The sequence below is a fragment of the Oceanobacillus sp. AG genome (assembly GCF_009746545.1).
Classification (GTDB): Bacteria; Bacillota; Bacilli; order Bacillales; family Amphibacillaceae; genus Oceanobacillus; species Oceanobacillus indicireducens.
Genome location: NZ_WOWT01000014.1, coordinates 13,635 through 31,203, shown reverse-complemented (window position 1 = coordinate 31,203; position 17,569 = coordinate 13,635). Strand labels below are relative to the sequence as shown.

At 38.4% G+C, this 17,569-nt stretch carries 13 protein-coding genes and 1 pseudogene; 5 read left to right on the top strand and 9 right to left on the bottom strand.

The window, feature by feature from the left end; translation table 11 throughout:
* The first annotated feature begins 164 nt into the window (after positions 1–164).
* Genes GN217_RS09060 through GN217_RS09045 form a run of 4 tightly spaced genes read left to right on the top strand, consistent with a single transcriptional unit; the run spans position 165 to position 8,221 of the window.
* Entirely contained in the window at positions 165–1,649 is a 1,485-nt protein-coding gene (locus tag GN217_RS09060; protein ID WP_156856367.1) for a TIGR02677 family protein, read from the top strand.
* On the top strand, positions 1,646–2,797 hold the full coding sequence (locus GN217_RS09055; protein WP_156856366.1) for a TIGR02678 family protein: 1,152 nt from the start codon (positions 1,646–1,648) through the stop codon (positions 2,795–2,797). Before GN217_RS09060 ends, GN217_RS09055 begins: the two co-directional genes overlap by 4 nt.
* Before the next feature lies 1 nt (position 2,798).
* The gene (locus GN217_RS09050; RefSeq protein ID WP_156856365.1) at positions 2,799–6,941 is read left to right on the top strand and encodes a TIGR02680 family protein; all 4,143 of its coding nucleotides are present in this window, start codon (positions 2,799–2,801) and stop codon (positions 6,939–6,941) included.
* On the top strand, positions 6,941–8,221 hold the full coding sequence (locus tag GN217_RS09045) for a TIGR02679 family protein (protein WP_198042621.1): 1,281 nt from the start codon (positions 6,941–6,943) through the stop codon (positions 8,219–8,221). Before GN217_RS09050 ends, GN217_RS09045 begins: the two co-directional genes overlap by 1 nt.
* 728 nt (positions 8,222–8,949) lie before the next feature.
* Here GN217_RS09045 and GN217_RS09040 read toward each other — a convergent pair.
* From GN217_RS09040 to GN217_RS09015, 6 genes are all read right to left on the bottom strand, one after another.
* On the bottom strand, positions 8,950–9,396 hold the full coding sequence (locus GN217_RS09040) for an OsmC family protein (RefSeq protein WP_156856363.1): 447 nt from the start codon (positions 9,394–9,396) through the stop codon (positions 8,950–8,952).
* Positions 9,397–9,622: 226 nt separating this feature from the next.
* A complete protein-coding gene (locus tag GN217_RS09035) occupies positions 9,623–10,660 on the bottom strand; it encodes a lactonase family protein (RefSeq protein ID WP_156856362.1) in 1,038 nt (345 codons plus the stop codon).
* A 121-nt stretch (positions 10,661–10,781) separates the two neighbouring features.
* Entirely contained in the window at positions 10,782–11,078 is a 297-nt protein-coding gene (locus GN217_RS09030; RefSeq protein WP_483310467.1) for a branched-chain amino acid transport system II carrier protein, read from the bottom strand.
* Between the two features lie 107 nt (positions 11,079–11,185).
* On the bottom strand, positions 11,186–11,425 hold the full coding sequence (locus tag GN217_RS19195) for a GGDEF domain-containing protein (RefSeq protein WP_255454368.1): 240 nt from the start codon (positions 11,423–11,425) through the stop codon (positions 11,186–11,188).
* Positions 11,426–11,442: 17 nt separating this feature from the next.
* A complete protein-coding gene (locus GN217_RS19190) occupies positions 11,443–12,675 on the bottom strand; it encodes a GGDEF domain-containing protein (protein WP_198042620.1) in 1,233 nt (410 codons plus the stop codon).
* A 107-nt stretch (positions 12,676–12,782) separates the two neighbouring features.
* Positions 12,783–14,375: a long-chain-fatty-acid--CoA ligase gene (locus tag GN217_RS09015; protein WP_156856358.1), complete on the bottom strand. Its 1,593-nt coding sequence runs from the start codon at positions 14,373–14,375 to the stop codon at positions 12,783–12,785.
* Positions 14,376–14,750: 375 nt separating this feature from the next.
* Here GN217_RS09015 and GN217_RS09010 point away from each other — a divergent pair, with 375 nt between their 5' ends.
* Positions 14,751–15,188: a CBS domain-containing protein gene (locus GN217_RS09010; protein WP_232334385.1), complete on the top strand. Its 438-nt coding sequence runs from the start codon at positions 14,751–14,753 to the stop codon at positions 15,186–15,188.
* A gap of 384 nt (positions 15,189–15,572) precedes the next feature.
* Here GN217_RS09010 and GN217_RS09005 read toward each other — a convergent pair whose 3' ends face one another.
* The 3 genes and pseudogenes from GN217_RS09005 to GN217_RS09000 all read right to left on the bottom strand — a co-directional run.
* Complete coding sequence (locus GN217_RS09005) at positions 15,573–16,790, bottom strand: DUF819 family protein (protein WP_156856356.1); 1,218 nt, start codon at positions 16,788–16,790, stop codon at positions 15,573–15,575.
* A gap of 281 nt (positions 16,791–17,071) precedes the next feature.
* A complete protein-coding gene (locus GN217_RS19185) occupies positions 17,072–17,194 on the bottom strand; it encodes a hypothetical protein (protein WP_255454366.1) in 123 nt (40 codons plus the stop codon).
* Between the two features lie 84 nt (positions 17,195–17,278).
* Positions 17,279–17,404, bottom strand: a pseudogene (locus tag GN217_RS09000) (alanine dehydrogenase); the annotation flags it as partial.
* Between the last annotated feature and the right edge of the window lie 165 nt (positions 17,405–17,569).

Sequence of the window (17,569 nt, the reverse complement as noted above, 5' to 3'; positions counted from 1 at the left end):
AACAACTTAAATAATCTATCTCTCTTGTTTGGTTAACTTAGAATTTACTTATTAGAGGCAACCTATTCTCCACTGATTCCCACAACCATTCGACACAATTCGAGTAGTGACATATACCTGAACCATGTTAGAATAGAACTAACTATGAACCGAGTGGTGATAATATGTTTAAACGTGTAAAAGAAGCAACTTATTTGACGGCTGAAAAGGCGTGGAGCTACCGGGCAATTCTCCGCTATTTTTTTATTCAGCATGAAAGAATGAGAGAATTTCTTTTCCCAGAAGAAATCTATGAATACCTTATCCAATATGACGAATTCAAAGACTATCCAATTGAAGCCCTTCACATTGACCTCGACACGCTGGTGAAATGGGGAAACCTCATAGCTAGACAAGAATTGGGTAAATCGCGAACCGTTGAAGAATTTAAAAAGAAGCGATTTCGTTACCAATCCACACCTTATACCATCGAATTTGAGAGAATGCTCATCCAGCTTGAAGGCATGGGAGAAGTATTTGGCGGCTCTCTTGAAAAATCCCAATTTGAACGCCTTTATCAATCTCTTGCAAAAATTGAACGTATTATCAAAGGAAACTTAACGGAAAAAAATGAAGAATGCGCTCAACTTTGGGATGATACTCTTTCCTATTTCCGGCAAATTACCCAGAACACATCCGACTATATTGCCTACCTAAATAGTGAAGAAGTTGAAGAGCAAATGCAAACGGAAGCTTTTCTCGTTTACAAGGATCAGTTTACTACCTATTTAAGAGACTTTATTATAGCGCTGCAAGGAACATCCCTGCAAATTCAGGATATTTTACTTGCAATCACAAAAAGTGAACTGCGCGCCTTTCTTCAAAAGGTCATCCAGCATAAAGATCAAGTTTTCCGCTTTGAGCAAGAACAAGAAGAAACAGATCCATATAAAGAACAGGAGGAAAAATGGGCAAGCATTAAAGATTGGTTTCTCGGGAACGAACACGGGGAAAGTCAATACGAAATGTTACAACAACGTACAACCGAATCCATTCGTCGGATTACTCGAGTAGTTCAGCGACTTGGGGAGAGACATCAATATTTCCGGAGCAGGAAAAAAGATTACCTTCATCTCGCAAAATGGTTTAGCTCATTGGAAGACTTGGAGGAAGCACATCAGCTTTCCTCTGTGGCCTTTGGTGTCTTGCATACTCGTCATTTCCACATCGATCACATCCCAACGGAAAACATTTATACCGACGTCTGGGACGAGGAACCAATGGAACACGAAACAAAACCGATCACACGGAACTACCGGGAAAAAACAAGACCTGGTGCAGTTACCAGTAATACCAAAAAGAAAGAAGAATTAAAAAAACAATATTTAGAACAGAAGCAACAGGAGAAGAAACTAATCGAACAATATATTGAAGGAAACGAAATCCACATTGAAAATCTTCCGCTTGTTGAATCCCATGTTAGAAAACTGTTACTCTCCTGGATCGGTAAAGCGATGGTTCGCAAAGATCGGACGATAAAAACAGAGCTTGGTGTAAAGGTACGTGTAGTTATCCGTGATGGTCGAGTTTTACTACGAGCAAAAGACGGCGTCCTCAAAATGCCTAATGTAACCTTTCAATTTATAGATCTGGAGGGATCAGCATCATGAATCAGACCGGATTTGATGAAGAAACAATTGAAGCTTTAAGCATATTATTTGAACAGTTTTGGGTGTTACGCACGAAAGAACCTGCTACATACCAATTCATCCGTGAACGGGAAAAAACATTGAAACGATATATTTCCGATAAATTGGGATTTGACTTAATCGTTCACCAACATTTTATCAAATTGGAAAAAATACCAGTTACTCCAAAAGGATGGATGGGAATTCAAGATTTTACTGAGCCACTTGATTATGCAATTTTTTGCTGTGGATTGTCTTTCACCGAACAGCGATCCGTTGAGGAGCAATTTTTATTATCCGATATTACGGAAGAAATCGAGGATCTCTATCCAGGAGATTTTCCGCTGGATTGGACGAATTATCAGCAGCGTAAATCACTTGTACGTGCACTGAAGAAAATGGTTGAACTCGATATTATTAAAGTCGTCGATGGCGATATTGAATTGTTTGCAGGTAATGAGGAGCATGAAGTTCTTTATGAAGTGACAGTTTACGCCCGCTATTTCATGCGCTCATATCCAGATGATTTATTCCGCTACCAAACAACGGAGGAAATACTGGAGAGCGAATGGCTGAGACATCAAGATGATGTACGTCGTAAACGGGTATATCGGAAACTGCTTTTCTCCCCCGCTGTCTATCGTGAGAGCGAGGAAGATCCTGATTTCGGTTATATCCGGAGCTTCAGAAACAGACTGCGTGAAGATTTAGAATCACATACACCGTTTCAACTGGAAGTATTTAAAAATGCAGCTATGCTCGTCATGCCAGAACGAAAACAGCGCTATACCCTATTTCCTGACCAGAAAGCAATTATGAATGTCGCGCTCCATTTTCAAACGTATCTGCGTGGTGAAATAGGGGCTTATTCCATTAATGCACTTGGTGAAGTTAAATTAACGATGGCAGAATTCAGCCAAATAACAGGAACGGTAAAAGGGATTTACGGACAGGGCTGGAGTAAAAAATATCGAGATATGTCCTATAACTTGATCGCTGAAGAACTTTTACAGCTCTATAAAGATTGGGAATTAGCGACAGTCGAAGCCGATTCAGACATGATCATATTAAAACCTGCTATTGCAAGAATGGTCGGGCATTATCCTAAAGACTTCGAGGTGAACAATTAAAATGAATAAATGGAAAATGAACCGTGCTGGGTTACTGAATTTCTGGTATTACGATGAAGAAATTTTTAATTTTTCTAATGGAAAACTATTGCTCCGAGGTAGTAATGGTTCCGGAAAATCCGTGACCATGCAAAGCTTCCTCCCTGTACTTCTCGACGGAAGAACATCGCCTGACCGTTTAGATCCATTCGGTTCCAAAGCAAGAAAGATGGAAGATTATCTTTTAGGTGAAAAAGAGATCGTCAATCGGGATGAACGGACCGGCTACCTATTTATCGAATTTAAACGGGAGCACACCGAGCAATATTTAACAATTGGGATTGGCTTACAAGCAAAACGCAATAAACAGATGAAATTCTGGGGGTTTGTCATAAATGATAACCGTAGGATTGCCATCGACTTTCATCTGTATAAATTGGAGCGGAGCGCGGGTGAAGAACATAAACTCCCTCTCTCCCGCGTTGAACTCGAAAATCTTCTTCAAGATGGAGGTCATGTTGTACAGACGAAATCAGAATATACAAAGCTCGTAAATAAATATCTATTCAACTTTGAAACAATCGAAGCTTATGAAGACTTGATTAAGCTGCTTATCCAGCTTAGAAGTCCAAAGCTTTCCAAAGACTTTAAACCGACCGTCATCTATGAAATTTTAGAAGCCGCTCTTCCCCCATTGTCCGACGAAGATCTGCGTCATCTGTCGGATACGATTGAACAGATGGATCAGACAAAACAGCAGATCGAACAACTAGACCGGGAAGCAGTTGCCATCACCAGCTTAAATAAATTCTATCAAACGTATAATGAATATATACTCGCAGAACAGGCACATGAATATTTACAAGCCGAAAAACGTTTGGCAAAAGAGCAAGAAAATGAACAGGAAACCAAATTGAAACAAGAACAGCTAATAAATGAAATCGAGCAGCTGGAAGTAGACAGGAAAGAACTAGAATTAAAAAAATCCACCTATATGGCGCAAGAAAAGCGATTACGCTCCCATAAAATTTGGAACTTGGAAGAGGAACGTGCGGAAATAGAAAATAAACTTACACAAGAAACTGCGATACACCGCAGAAAAACGGATCAACTGCAAACAAGGCGAAATCGAGAGCATAATCTAAGAATAGATTTACAGAAACTAGAAACAACTATTGCAAGTCAAGAAAAAGACATCAAAGACAAGCTGACCGATCTTGTAAATGACGCGGAAGAAGCTGCGTTTACGGAATCTCATCATATAAATGAACAAGATTTTAAACGTCACGGGCAAGCAACCTTTGATTTCAGCTTATGGAAAAAAGAAGCAGGCAACCATTTGTCGAATCTTGAATGGATAGAAGAGAAACTAAGAGAATTTGAAGCATTAAAAGAGAAATACCAAGAAAAAAACAAACAATTGGCAGATGAAAATAAGAAATTGGATGACGCCCTGTATCAAGAACAGGAATGGGTACGACTTTTCGAAGAGGATAAAGAGATAAAATTGAATGAAATTCACACTTGGGTAAATGAAACATCTTGGCTTGATATTCCAGATGAAGTTATGCAGGAAACTGCTCGTGCGTTGCAAAGTTTATATGAGGATACCTCCTATGAAACGATAAAGGAACCATTCCGCCAAGCAACATATCAATATGAACAGAGCCAACGAGAAAAACTGTCTGAGCTTCGTTTTATGCAAAATCAATTAATAGAAGAGCTCGAAGCAAAGGAAGCAGAACTGGCTGAATGGAAGTCGAAAAAAGATCCCGAGCCAGCCACTGACCCGTTAACGAAAGAAGCTAGGCAGCAACTAACAGAAATGGGGATTGCCTACTCCCCTTTATACGCAGCAGTTGAATTTCATGATGATGTCGAACCGTCACTTCAGAAGCGGATTGAAGCTGCATTGATTGATAGCGGTATGCTGAACGCATTGATTGTAGAAAAAGATATCGAAATAAAACATGATAAAGTACTGACTGCGAATCCGCAGATGATGGCTTACACGCTTGCTAATTATTTAAAACCTGACCTTGATTCAAACAGCAAACTAGCAACGAGCTTAGTTGATGATATATTAAGAAGTATTTTAATCGATGAAAGCGGTGAAACTCATTTCTCCGTAGATGAACAAGGTAACTATAAAATAGGACTTCTCAAAGGGCATGCTCTCCCGGTGGAAAATGTTCGGTATATCGGTAAAAATGCAAGAAAAAGATACCAAGCAGAACAAATCGAACGCATCCAGGAAGAAATCTATGCTTTACAAAACGAAAAACAATCCCTGGACAGCAGAATCGAACAAATAGAAACAGCTATTAAACAAGCGAGCACGCGACTTGCTGCTTTTCCACCCGACAAAGACTTAGCTGAAAGTTTCAACCAGATTAAAGATGTTCGATTAACGATCAATCACCATAATGGACAGATCGCAATATTAACTACTGCAATCCAGACAATATATGCGGAATATACAACTGTAAAACGTACCATTGATGAAAAAACGAGGAGTTATAATTTAGAAGTGAGTCTCTCTTCATTTCAAGAAGCAATCGTTGTAATGAAGCGTTATGAAAAAGATTTATCCGAAACAGAGAAATCACATATCCAGTACATTAACTTTTCTCTCCAATATCAGGATAAACAAAATCAACTTCACGAATTAACAGAAGAAATATTGGAAATTCAAGGAGACATCAACATAGCAGAAGACTTGATTAAAGGGCTCGAAGTAAACTTAAAACAAATCAAACTCGAACTTGAAAAACACGGAGAAATAGATATTCGTAAACAGATCAACGAAGTACAAGACATGTTAAAAGAAATCGATCATGCCCTCGATAAAACGAAGGAAAAGCTGCCGGTTAAACGAACAGAACGAAAACAGATCGATGAACAACTCACACATGTCCGACAAACCGTTCAATTTTGGTTGCACCTGAAGGAAACTTGGGAGAAGTCTTTCTTAAGCGAATTGCATCGGGAATTCGTACTTACTGGAAATGATCAACCTGCACATGAGGCTGCTAGAAAAGTTACAAACGAATTTGGACATCTTTTAAAAGAGAAAGAACGTCCTAAACTTTTAGAACAGCTGACAAAAGAATATTATAAACAGCATGGCGACTTGATGGAATATCGTCTGAACAGCTTCAGTGCACCCTACCAGACACCTGAATGGATGAATATCGAGACAAGCGATGAGCAGAAACTTCATATTGATAATTGGAAACAAAAAATGTCCCGGCAGCTTATTGAATTGAATCATCTTGGAAAACAGATGAGTCCTTCGATGCTTAAACAGCAAATAGAAATGGAACAAGCTCGTCAAGAAAGCTTCCTTGACGATCAGGACAGAGCACTATATGAAGAAATCCTTTTCCATACCGTTGGGCAAAAGCTGCGTGCACGAATCCGCCGAGCAGAGCAATGGGTGAAGCAAATGAAAAAATTAATGGAATCTCGCGACACCTCATCCGGCTTATCCTTCTCTATCCAGTGGAAGCCCCGAACAGCCGATTCGGAGACTGAGATGGATACGGTGGATCTTGTCCATCTACTAAGACAGGATGCCAAGCTTTTAAAAGAAACAGATAGAGATAAAATTATTATGCATTTTCGCTCCAAAATAGAAAAAGCAAAAGAAGTAGCCGAAAATGAAAATGAATTACAGACATTCCTTCAAGTGTTGAAAGAAGTGCTTGATTATCGTAAATGGTTCTCCTTTGTTCTCTATTTTCGCCGTGAAGGAGAGAATAAACGTGAACTGACAAATAATCAGTTTTATAAATTCAGTGGTGGTGAAAAAGCGATGGCAATGTATATTCCTCTGTTCACTGCTTGCTATTCGCGCTACTTGGAGGCTGATCCGGAGGCACCCTATATAATATCGCTAGACGAAGCTTTTGCTGGAGTGGACGAAAATAATATTAGGGAAATGTTTGAGATTGTGGAGCAATTAGGTTTTGATTATATGATGAACTCACAAGTGCTTTGGGGAGATTATGATACGATCAGTGAGCTTTCCATTTATGAACTTCTAAGGCCGAAGAATGCAGATTTCGTCGGCGTCATGGGCTATTACTGGGATGGAAATAAACGCATCGAACTTGATAAAATAGAAATAGATGAAGAAAGCGACATGAAGGTGACACAATGATGATGAAAGAAGCTTTAGCTTATTTTAGCGACGGAGATCATTTTCGTCGCTTGTTTTCTCTTTTTAAGAAAAAATATGAATCTCTTGGCAGAATTGGCGGTACAGTTAAATTAGAATATTTTTCAGATGAAGAATTAGATGCACTCGCACGATTTTTAGGTGTAACAGATAAAGAATTAAGAAGGAAGGGCAATGTTTCCCTTGAGAAATTTGAGCAACAGCTACAATCAACGAGATTTGAAGGAGTCCATTTAAAAGAGTTACTCGAAGCGTATTTCGGGGAAACCCTTCTTTCAAAAAAGGAAATGAAAGAGAAACAAGATGAAGAGACCCGGCAATTTTTCATTCAACTGAATGATAATTTCCCTGCACTACGTGATTGGCTAAACCATGTCAGAAAAAAGCCGGCTGATACATACTGGATTTACCGGTTAATAGAAGAGTCCAAACCTCGCTTTATAAAATGGATGGAACGCTTGGAAAAAGCAATTACACATTTACCTGAGCAATATGAACGACTACCGTTGTTCAGTCAACGTATCACTCGTGATCCACATGCATTTGACCAAAATACAAACTTAGGACGACTGTTTATCCATATGCTGTCCATTTACTCCATGAACGACAGGAACGTATTTATTCCATCGACTAGCGAAGGCATAAATGATTTACTATTATCTCATCGAATTTTAAGGGATGATATAACGAATTATGTTACATGCGCGAACATCATTGGTGAAACAGAAAGTGGTGCTCATCCAATGTGGCAGGCAGCCGCAGAAACACATAGCGTCATGAATGTTCCACTTCGGGAATTAGTCGATTTATCACATGCTTACCCAGCTAACCATGGATGCGATGTTTGGATTGTTGAGAACTCGGGTGTCTATTCAAGCTTGCTTGACGAGCTTCCAAGTGTTCCATTGCTGTGCACGCATGGACAATTTAAATTAGCAGGTCTTGTTCTAATCGACTTACTCGTGCAGGAAGGATGTACAATCCATTATGCAGGTGACATTGATCCAGAAGGTTTAAACATGGCGGAACGATTATTGCTCCGGCACCCAAGTAATGTGCGGATATGGAAAATGGATCTGGAATCGTACAAAAAATCGATAACAGAGGTAGAACTATCCACCGACCGTCTCCAAAAGTTAGCTTCGATCACATCCTCTGCATTAATACCAGTCGCGAATGAATTAAGAAGAAAGAAAAAAGCAGGTTATCAGGAAGCATTGGTTCCTGATATGGTGCAGGAATTAATGATGTATTTAGGATAGAGATTAATTATTTTTATGGCAGGAAGGATATTTTTAGAGGATAAATGATTTTTTCAGGTAAAAAAGCTTTCTTTCCAATAAATCTATTACGAACTTGGAAGAAAGCTTTTTTACTATTGTTTTTTCTTCTTAAAAATTACTCTAATCACTGTACAGGAAGACTTTAAATAATGCTTGATGAGCTTACTATAATAAATGTGCAGCTTTACTGGACGGCGGAATCGAACAAGGAAAGTTTTTCACAAATTGATAAGACCCCTCTGCGTGAACGAACTCTAATCTTAGTTTCTTCGAGTGAGATTAAACTACCTTTAATTGCATGAATGAACTCTAATCTAGTTTATTCGAGGGATTAAACTACCTTTAATTGCATGAACGAACTCTATTCTAGTTTATTCGAGGAATTAAACTACCTTTAATTGCATGAATGAACTCTAATCTAGTTTATTCGAGGGATTAAACTACCTTTAATTGCATGAATGAACTCTAATCTAGTTTATTCGAGGGATTAAAGCACCTCTAATCGACCGAACGATTTCTATGCTGACTTATTCAGGTGATTAGAACCCCTCTAATCAACCGAAATGAAGTCGAATCTAGGACAAACGGGCGATTAAAGATGAAACGCTCTATTCTACTCGAAAAAAATCTTGGAATCGCATTCACAATTATAATGAATTACTAGTTTCACTCACTATACCAGAGGGTTTCTTACTGTAAAAGGTGAATTATTTATTTTCAATAATAACTTTATTCAATTTCATTGTTACTGGGTTCGCAATGGTGTCACCAACGGGACAGGTTGCTTCGATAAACTCAATGAATTTTTCAACTTTTTCTCGTGGTTCGTCTGTGTCGATATGAATATTATAACGAATTTCTGAATAACCTTTACGAACATCAGATATCCCCATAAATCCGTCTGTATCAAGGTCACCTTCCAGCTCTACCCAAAGATTATGGAACGTCATATCATGTTTTCCAGCAAACGTTGCGGCGGTAATAGCTTGACAAGCACCAAGTGCTCCTAGAATCATTTCCACCGGATTCATTCCCGTATCTGTCCCGCCCAAACTTTTAGGCTCATCAACCGTAATTTCAAAATCCCTAGATTTCACCTTCACTTGAACACCTTTTTCCAGATGTGCAGTTGCTTTAAATATACTCTGGGGCATGATGATAACCACCTTTTCTTTAATATTTTTCCTTTCAATTATATTGTACACCTTTTCACATTGATAGTCTGTAGACAAATTGTGAAATATTGAACAAAAATAATGGAAAAGGTAAAAAATCAAATATAATACTTGATTTTTCACCTCGATTATCATCGGCTGGCATGTTTCCACTTTTTCTTGTCATAATTAGGAAACGTGCCAAGCTTTTTAGTTACGCAATCAATTAAGCATGCAAGAATTTAACGCATACTGCTTCCGGTGCTTCTACATCTTTCTGCAGTAGAGTTAGTTTTCCTGTTTCGCTATCTCTTTCAAACAATGTTAATGTGCCACTTTCCTGGTTTGCAGCTACAATAAATTGCTCACTAGGATCGAGTACAAAATCACGAGGCCAGTTTCCTTCTGTATGTGTATACTCAACCAGCTCGACCGAATAATCCGCTGCAATTCGGTAAACGGCGATGGAATCATGACCTCTATTACCTACGTACACAAATTTCCCGTCGGAAGATAAATGGATTGCGCTTCCTTGGTTATTTTCCGTAAAATCTTCTGGAATTGTTGCTACATACTGGACTTCTTCAAATGATCCCGTATTCTCATCATATTTAAGCACAATAACCTCATTGCTTATCTCTGTCATTACATAAGCATAGGGAGCTGTCGGGTGGAATGCAATATGGCGCGGACCACTGCCGGCTTTTACAGTTAACACATTAACTTCTTGTAATTCATCTCCATTCGGGGAGTAAGTTGTAATCGTATCACTGCCGAGATCCACAACTACAACATATTTCTCATCTGGCGTATATCCTGCAAAGTGGAGATGCGGTTTTTCCTGACGCTCATGGGGGCCGCTTCCTTCATGAGTTACAGACTTTGGAGCCTGGATGGAGCCGTCTTCGTTCGTGAGGAATGTTTCCACTTGTTTTGTATGGTAATTCGCCGCGACAACTAAACGGTTCCTACTATCGACACTCACGTGGCAAGGCGGGGCACCAGCTGTTACTTCACTGTTTAGTTTTTCCAAGTTGCCATTTGAAACAGAAAAGGCCGCAATACCGCCCTCCTCACCTTCCTGAGAAACAGCATAAACATAATCATTATTATGACTTACAGCTAAGTATGTCGGATTATTCAATTTAGCCGCCACTTCTACGTCTGTTATCTTTTTCTGTTCGGTATCCAAGGTGAAACGATAAATTCCTTCACTTGTTTTCTTAGTGTAACTCCCGAGATAACCTGTATATTTTTTGCCCACTTAAAATTCCTCCTTCAATATTACCAATAATTCAAGTTACATCATACACTACCATAAGCATGACGGCTTTGTCCTCTAACTAGTATTATATATCCCTACTCCCAAAGCTGTCTCGTTCAACCTAGCTTACTTTTTTATCAAGAGCCACTGTCTCCTTGTAACCTGTCACAAACCGGTCCATAACATATCCAACAATTGCACCGACAAGCGCTGGAACAATCCAGCCTAAACCTAGATCAAAGAACGGCACAAACCCGATGATTTGTGCTACATTTTCTAAAAGGAAAAAAGCACGCACAAATAAAATAGCTAGAGCAACAAGTAAAATTGGTGTGAGCAATTGTCCCACACGGTCAACTATCTTCTTAGGATTTAATGAAATATAATAAGCAATAGCAAAAAATAATAGGGCAAACAGTATAAGCGGTCCACTACCTTCATTGGTAAAATAGGGTTGAAAACCTAATTACATACGGTATATTGGGATTTGCCGGAAGAGTAGGATAGTTGTTTCCTTTTATATTTCTACCCATACACCCGATACTGATTCTTCCCTCTTCCCTTTGACTCATACAATGCTCGGTCTGCCCGCTTGTAAATCTCACTCACGTCCTTTACTTCATCATCAACTAGCGCAATTCCAATGCTTGCTGTTAAATCAAGACCTCTTGTTTTGTAATACTCTGTTACAGCTTCATTCACTGCAGTAATAACTTGTTTTGCGACTAATTCTGCTTTATCTCGGTTCGTATTTTGAAGTACAATCGCAAATTCATCCCCGCCTAATCGATAAGCCTTCCCTCTGAATGGATAGTCGACTGAATAGAAGTTGCCATGTTTTTCAATAATTCATCCCCATCTGCATGTCCGAACAAATCATTAACAGACTTGAAATGATCCAGATCAATCATTAATAACCCTGTTTCACCTTCACTCTCACACAAAACTCCATCTAAATCCTCTTCAAATGCCGCCCGATTCCTTAAGCCCGTCAAGCTATCATGGAACGCCATGTACATCGGACGGGACACCCATTTTGAAATAATAAGAGCGATTATAATTGTTATAACTAAAATAAATGCCAGTTGCAGAATAAATGATTCCTTGTGCCCTTTAAGAATAGATTCAAGTTCCTGTTCGTTATAAGCGATTTCAACCACTTTATTCTGTGTCGAACCAAAATCATAGCCAGAATCGTAGGGCACGTAATGATAAATGACTGCTTCGCCTTTATCGTTTAAGGTGCGAACTTCAGTAGTTTCTCCTTCAGCTAATGTTTCTTCAAAAGCGGCTCTCCGCTCCGGCGATAATTTCGACTCTTCTGCAGGATCCCCCAATGCAAGACCACCTAGATTCAGTATATTTATTTCATTAATCGATGGGTAACTTTTTTCCAAATCATGGGTCACCGTTAGGAAATTAAAATCCTTGAAAATATCCCCTTCCTGCAAGGAATAACTAAGCTCAATGATATATTCTTTATCAGGAGTCGCCATGTAACTGTATTTAGTTATCTCACCGGTTGCTTGAGCAATGTCCATCCCATCGTGGTAGAATGCACCAGCTTCCCTCCGAGTGTCAAGTATCTTAGCAAGTTTGCCACAACATTCATTAAAATCCATTCCGATATCATTCTCATTCGAACTATGTGAAATGACATTGTCCGGATTAATGAAATACACGTCCATCTCGTATTTCTTTTTTAAATTTTGTATATCCCACGTATCGACGGCTGGATTATTTTCATAAAGCTCTAACATTTCCCTTGTATTCGCTTTCATCTTCTCCGCTACATCGTTATCAAAATAATAATAGGCTTTATCTATTGTATTTAAGGAATACTCTACCGTAGCCTCAATGCTTTCCAATTGAAATGCATTATTTTGAATAGCCTGGTCTGATATTCTTTTATGATTGATTGTTGCAATAACAAAAGCTATTACTGCAGCAAAAATAACCATCGTAACAACTAATTTAATACGAAAGCTGCGCCACATGAAGATTCGTTCCTCCATTCCCTTTATAGAAGCTGCAAATATATAGTTCATTTGTATGATATACTTTTTAACTAGGGAATTCAAGTGGAGATGCCAGTTACTACCCTTAAAATAACAAAGACTTTCTAATTCACAAACCTTCCACTCTTACCTACTGACTCCCAATAATCATGCCGCAGCCGGACTTTTTGAATTTTACCTGATGCAGTTTTAGGAAGCTCATCTACAAAGGTGACACCTGTAATTGCTTTAAAATGAGCAAGTTTAGCTCTAGAAAATTGAATCAATTCTTCTTCCGTAACTTCTGCTCCCTCTCGCGATACCACAAATGCGTGGGGTGTTTCGCCCCATTTTTCATGTGGAACAGCAATGACAGCCGCTTCTAAAACCATCGGATGTTCATATAAGGCTCCTTCTACTTCTATTGAAGAAATATTTTCCCCACCAGAAATAATGACATCTTTTTTCCGATCAATGATTTCGATATTTCCTTCTTCATCTACATTGGCCATATCCCCAGTATATAACCACCCGTCACGTATCGTTTCTCTTGTCGCTTCTTCATTTTTCCAGTAACCTTTCATCACCCCGTTGCCTCGAACAATAAGTTCACCGACTTCCTCAGCATTCCAAGCAACTTCTTCACCTAATTCATTAACAACCCTTACCTCTGTTCCAATCATTTGAACACCAGACTTCGCTTTTATCCGGTATTGTTCTTCTTGTGGAAGATCTTGAAAATGAGAACGAATCGTTGAGATAGTAGTTAAAGGAGTGGATTCCGTCATACCGTAGACTTGAATAAACTCCCAGCCCAATTCCTCTTCTACCCTTGTAACAAACGATGGTGGAGGCGCAGAGCCAGCAATAACCACCCGTATATTCTGGTTAAATATTGGAGTATTGTTCTCATAATACTGCAACAAGGAATTTAAGACTGTCGGTGCCATATGCATCACGGTAACCCCATGCCTTTCAATCGCTTCAACAATACTTACAGGAGACGCCTTTCTCAAACAAACTTGGGTTGCACCGTTTGCTGTATAATAAAAAGGAGAGCCCCAACCATTTACATGAAACATTGGTAACACATGAGCCAGCACGTCCTCATCGTCAACCCTTAAATGATGCATACTCGTTAAAGCGTGAAGATAATTATTGCGATGGGTTAACATCACTCCCTTTGGATTACCAGTAGTCCCGCTCGTATAAAGCAAGCTGCAGATATCCGTTTCCTCTAAGTATTCCCGCTCAAATTCCCTTGTTGAATAAGAACGTAAAAACTCCTCATAGTCCCGTTCGTCACAGCTTCCGTCATGATAATGAACAATAATATCTTCTACGGTATCCAGTTGACCTTTGATTGGTGCAATTAAATGATATAATTCCTGATCAATGAATAATATCTTAGATTCACTATGATTTAGTATATATAGGTAATCTTCTGATGTTAAACGGATATTTAGAGGTACCATAACTGCTCCAAGCTGGAAAACCCCATAAAATCCTTCCAACATCTCAACCGTATTCGGTGCAAGATATGCCACTTTGTCACCCTTTGTCACTCCAAGATCGCTAAGACCACGTGATAATTGATTGACACGTTCATTTAGTTCGCGATAGGTATATACACGATCATCATTAATGATTGCTTTCTTATCCCCGTAAAGTTTGACAGCTCGATCTAGAAATTGAGTCAGAATTAATGGTACTTCCATATTTATCCCCCTCATTATTAACAGAAAATTTTATTATCATCATAACACAACTGAATTGTAAGCGCTATTATGTTTTTTATCGAATATTTTCCAAACAGAACCTTACTGCTACCCAAACTAATTCAAGTTTTGCCGATGATTTTAGGAAACCAAATGTCTGTAAACCGTATATTTGGAAAAATATTCTTATAAGGAGCCTTTTCATCTGGTAGAGTGCCTGATCTGAATACATTCGGTGGAGTGGCCCCTCTTTTTGGGTTTGCAGCAATAGCACGATGAACTTTTTTACACATATGAAAAACAAAGATGTGGTAAAATAGACTTATATGCATGTATCTATAAAGAGAGGTGCAAACTATGCAAGTAAAGGATTTTATGATCAGAAAAGTATATACCGTAAATCCAACTAATTCCATCAAAGATCTACTCGTTATATTGCAAAAAAATCAAATTGGCGGTGTGCCTGTTGTAGATGATGACAATCATTTAATCGGCATCATTTCTGATGGAGATGTATTGCGTTACCTATCCCCTAACCCCGTAGCCGGCCTTGCTGATCTTGTCTATATTATAGAAGACGGAAAAATGGAAGATGTTCTCCGGGAAAAATTACAAACAAAGGTCAAAGCAATTATGAGGAAGCGCAATATTGTAAAGGTCTCGCCAGACGAGAATTTTGAAACAGCCATACGCATATTATCAAAACACCATTTTAAAAAGCTTCCAGTCGTAGATGATGCTGGCAGAGTAGTTGGCGTGCTTAGCCGTGGTGATATTATTAATAATATTGCGGCTAAGATGATTGGAGAATAGATGAAAAAACGAATCTTAACATTTGTTAGGATTCGTTTTTTGTTATTCTACTACTTTTTTCACGGTTTACTCATTACTTTACTTATCGCTTCATATGCCGATTTAAAAATAGTTTTCATGTTTGATTTATCACGTATTAACGGTCTGTAATACCCCCTCCTCTAAACATAAGGGAAACCCAATATTTGAAGGCTGGGATAAACAGTCCGTAAATCCCTGATTCTGTTCAACTAACATTCGGTGAGGGAGGTAAGGATACCACCACTGAATGAGTTTCACTTTATAAAATACAGAGACTATAAACCTGGTAAGATCGGAGCTAATAGATAAAGAACATAAACCAAGCTAATGCCGTCAATCCGGCAACAAAGCCTCCTAACAACTTTATAAATTACTAAACCAGACTCCGATAAATGTACCAGCATAGTTGCCGATAATATACCCTAGAGTTCCAACTAGTAGAATGGGACCAACTAATTTTGTCCATCCTCTTGAGATTGCCATTGCTGCGGCAGTTGTTGGACCGCCAATGTTTGCATTACTTGCAAGAATAATTTCTTCTAAAGAGAACTTAAAGACTTTTCCAACAGTAAAGGATATTACCATATTAATAAACACCATAATCGTTACAAATACTAATATTAATGGAGCATGCTGTAAAATAAGTGGAATCGAAGCAGGAACCCCAATTACAACAAAGAATATATAAATGAGATATGTACCGATTTCCTGCGCCCCATTTATACTTTCGAAATAACGCGGGAAGAAAGTAACAGATAACATCGTAAGCGTTGTTAACATCAAGTATTCATCACCGAAAATTCCGTTTAGAATATTTAAGAAGACATTAACATTCTCCCCTGAAGGTATCATATCATTAAAGATTTCAGCTAGTTTAAAAGATATGGCAACAATTGCAAATGCTGTACCTACTGCGAGTGCAATGTCCTTTAATGACATGTCTTCTCTTTTCCAGTAAGATGCAGCCTCATTTTCATTGCCACCCGCTTTCTTTTCCAGCTCGTCCATGTATGGTGTCTTAAATTTATTTCGGAAAAAGTTCAGTGTTGGTATTAAAATTAGGACAAGAAAGTAAATAGCCATTAGTAAATTATCTGCTACAACTGTAGCTGAAACCGTTTCTCCAGGGACATCAAATCGTGCCGACATCGCAGCAAAGTTGATGCCCCCTCCAATATAAGAACCCGTCATCATAGCACTAATTTTATCGAGTAACGGAATATGATCTTTTAACAGGTAAAACCCAATAATTGCTCCAGAAATCGTACCAATTGAACTTATTAAGAAGATAATGAGTAATCTTCCACTTTCATTCCAGATCTTTAGAATATTAGAACGAAACAGTAATAGCGGGATAGCTAGTGGAACAACATATGCCCATACCGTATCGTAGACAGGTGAGTCAGTAGGAATAATATTTAAGTTAGCTAAAATAAGCGCACCAACAAGAGCAATGATTGCTCCTGATAGTTTGGAGGCCCATTTATATCTTTGTTCTAAATAAATACTAATTGCAGCCCAACCTGCTAGAAATCCCCATAGAACCCATGTATCATCTGGTTGAATAATTGAATATAACAAGTCCTCATCCCCTCTTACAGAATCAAAATATGACGTGCAGAAACCGCCTACAAATTCTATTCAATACTGTGTCTAGAAACCATTGTATGCAACCGTTAAATTGAATAGACAGACGGTTATTATATTTAGAATATTTTATATTATAGGCGGAAGTTTATTTAGTGTCAATGACCGCTAATGGACCGTACATGAAGATGAAATGAAAGTATATACGAATGTATTTCATTCAGCTTATGGAGCACAAAATCAAAAAAATAGAGCACCGACATATCTAAATGTTTTTAAGGGAATGCAATGGTTGCCGCACTATTGCAACAATGTCTAATTGGCGTTTTCTTCACATTATCCTTTATCGCATCTAATGATATTTCAACCCATGCCCCTCGAAAACTTGCATGATTCATAATACTTCTCCCAATTTACCATTTGTTTAAAAAATGCTCTTCTATAATTATTATGAAAGGGGCATTTTTACAAGAAAATTAATATTAGTGGTTTTGTGCCGCCAATGCTTCGTCTGCGGAAACATATTCATAGCCAAGGTCATGTGCGGCTGCTTCAAATGTAACTTTACCATCTACTACATTTAAACCAGCTTTCAATGCCGCATTGTCTTTGTCTTTAAACAACATTTTTGTCACCTTTTGTTATATTTTACAATTGATATTTATTAGACCTTTGCTATAATGGTAGAGAAAGTTGTAAGAATCTTGTAAGATTAATTTTGAAAGCGCAACCAAACAGGAAAATAGAAGCCTCTATTAAGTAGCACAATCGAA

Bases quoted from the DNA above. Each gene is read 5' to 3' on its own strand.
- GN217_RS09060 (WP_156856367.1), top strand. From the start codon at position 165: ATGTTTAAACGTGTAAAAGAAGCAACTTATTTGACGGCTGAAAAGGCG.
- GN217_RS09055 (WP_156856366.1), top strand. From the start codon at position 1,646: ATGAATCAGACCGGATTTGATGAAGAAACAATTGAAGCTTTAAGCATA.
- GN217_RS09050 (WP_156856365.1), top strand. From the start codon at position 2,799: ATGAATAAATGGAAAATGAACCGTGCTGGGTTACTGAATTTCTGGTAT.
- GN217_RS09045 (WP_198042621.1), top strand. From the start codon at position 6,941: ATGATGAAAGAAGCTTTAGCTTATTTTAGCGACGGAGATCATTTTCGT.
- GN217_RS09040 (WP_156856363.1), bottom strand. From the start codon at position 9,396: ATGCCCCAGAGTATATTTAAAGCAACTGCACATCTGGAAAAAGGTGTT.
- GN217_RS19190 (WP_198042620.1), bottom strand. From the start codon at position 12,675: ATGGAGGAACGAATCTTCATGTGGCGCAGCTTTCGTATTAAATTAGTT.
- GN217_RS09015 (WP_156856358.1), bottom strand. From the start codon at position 14,375: ATGGAAGTACCATTAATTCTGACTCAATTTCTAGATCGAGCTGTCAAA.
- GN217_RS09010 (WP_232334385.1), top strand. From the start codon at position 14,751: ATGATCAGAAAAGTATATACCGTAAATCCAACTAATTCCATCAAAGAT.
- GN217_RS19185 (WP_255454366.1), bottom strand. From the start codon at position 17,194: ATGAATCATGCAAGTTTTCGAGGGGCATGGGTTGAAATATCATTAGAT.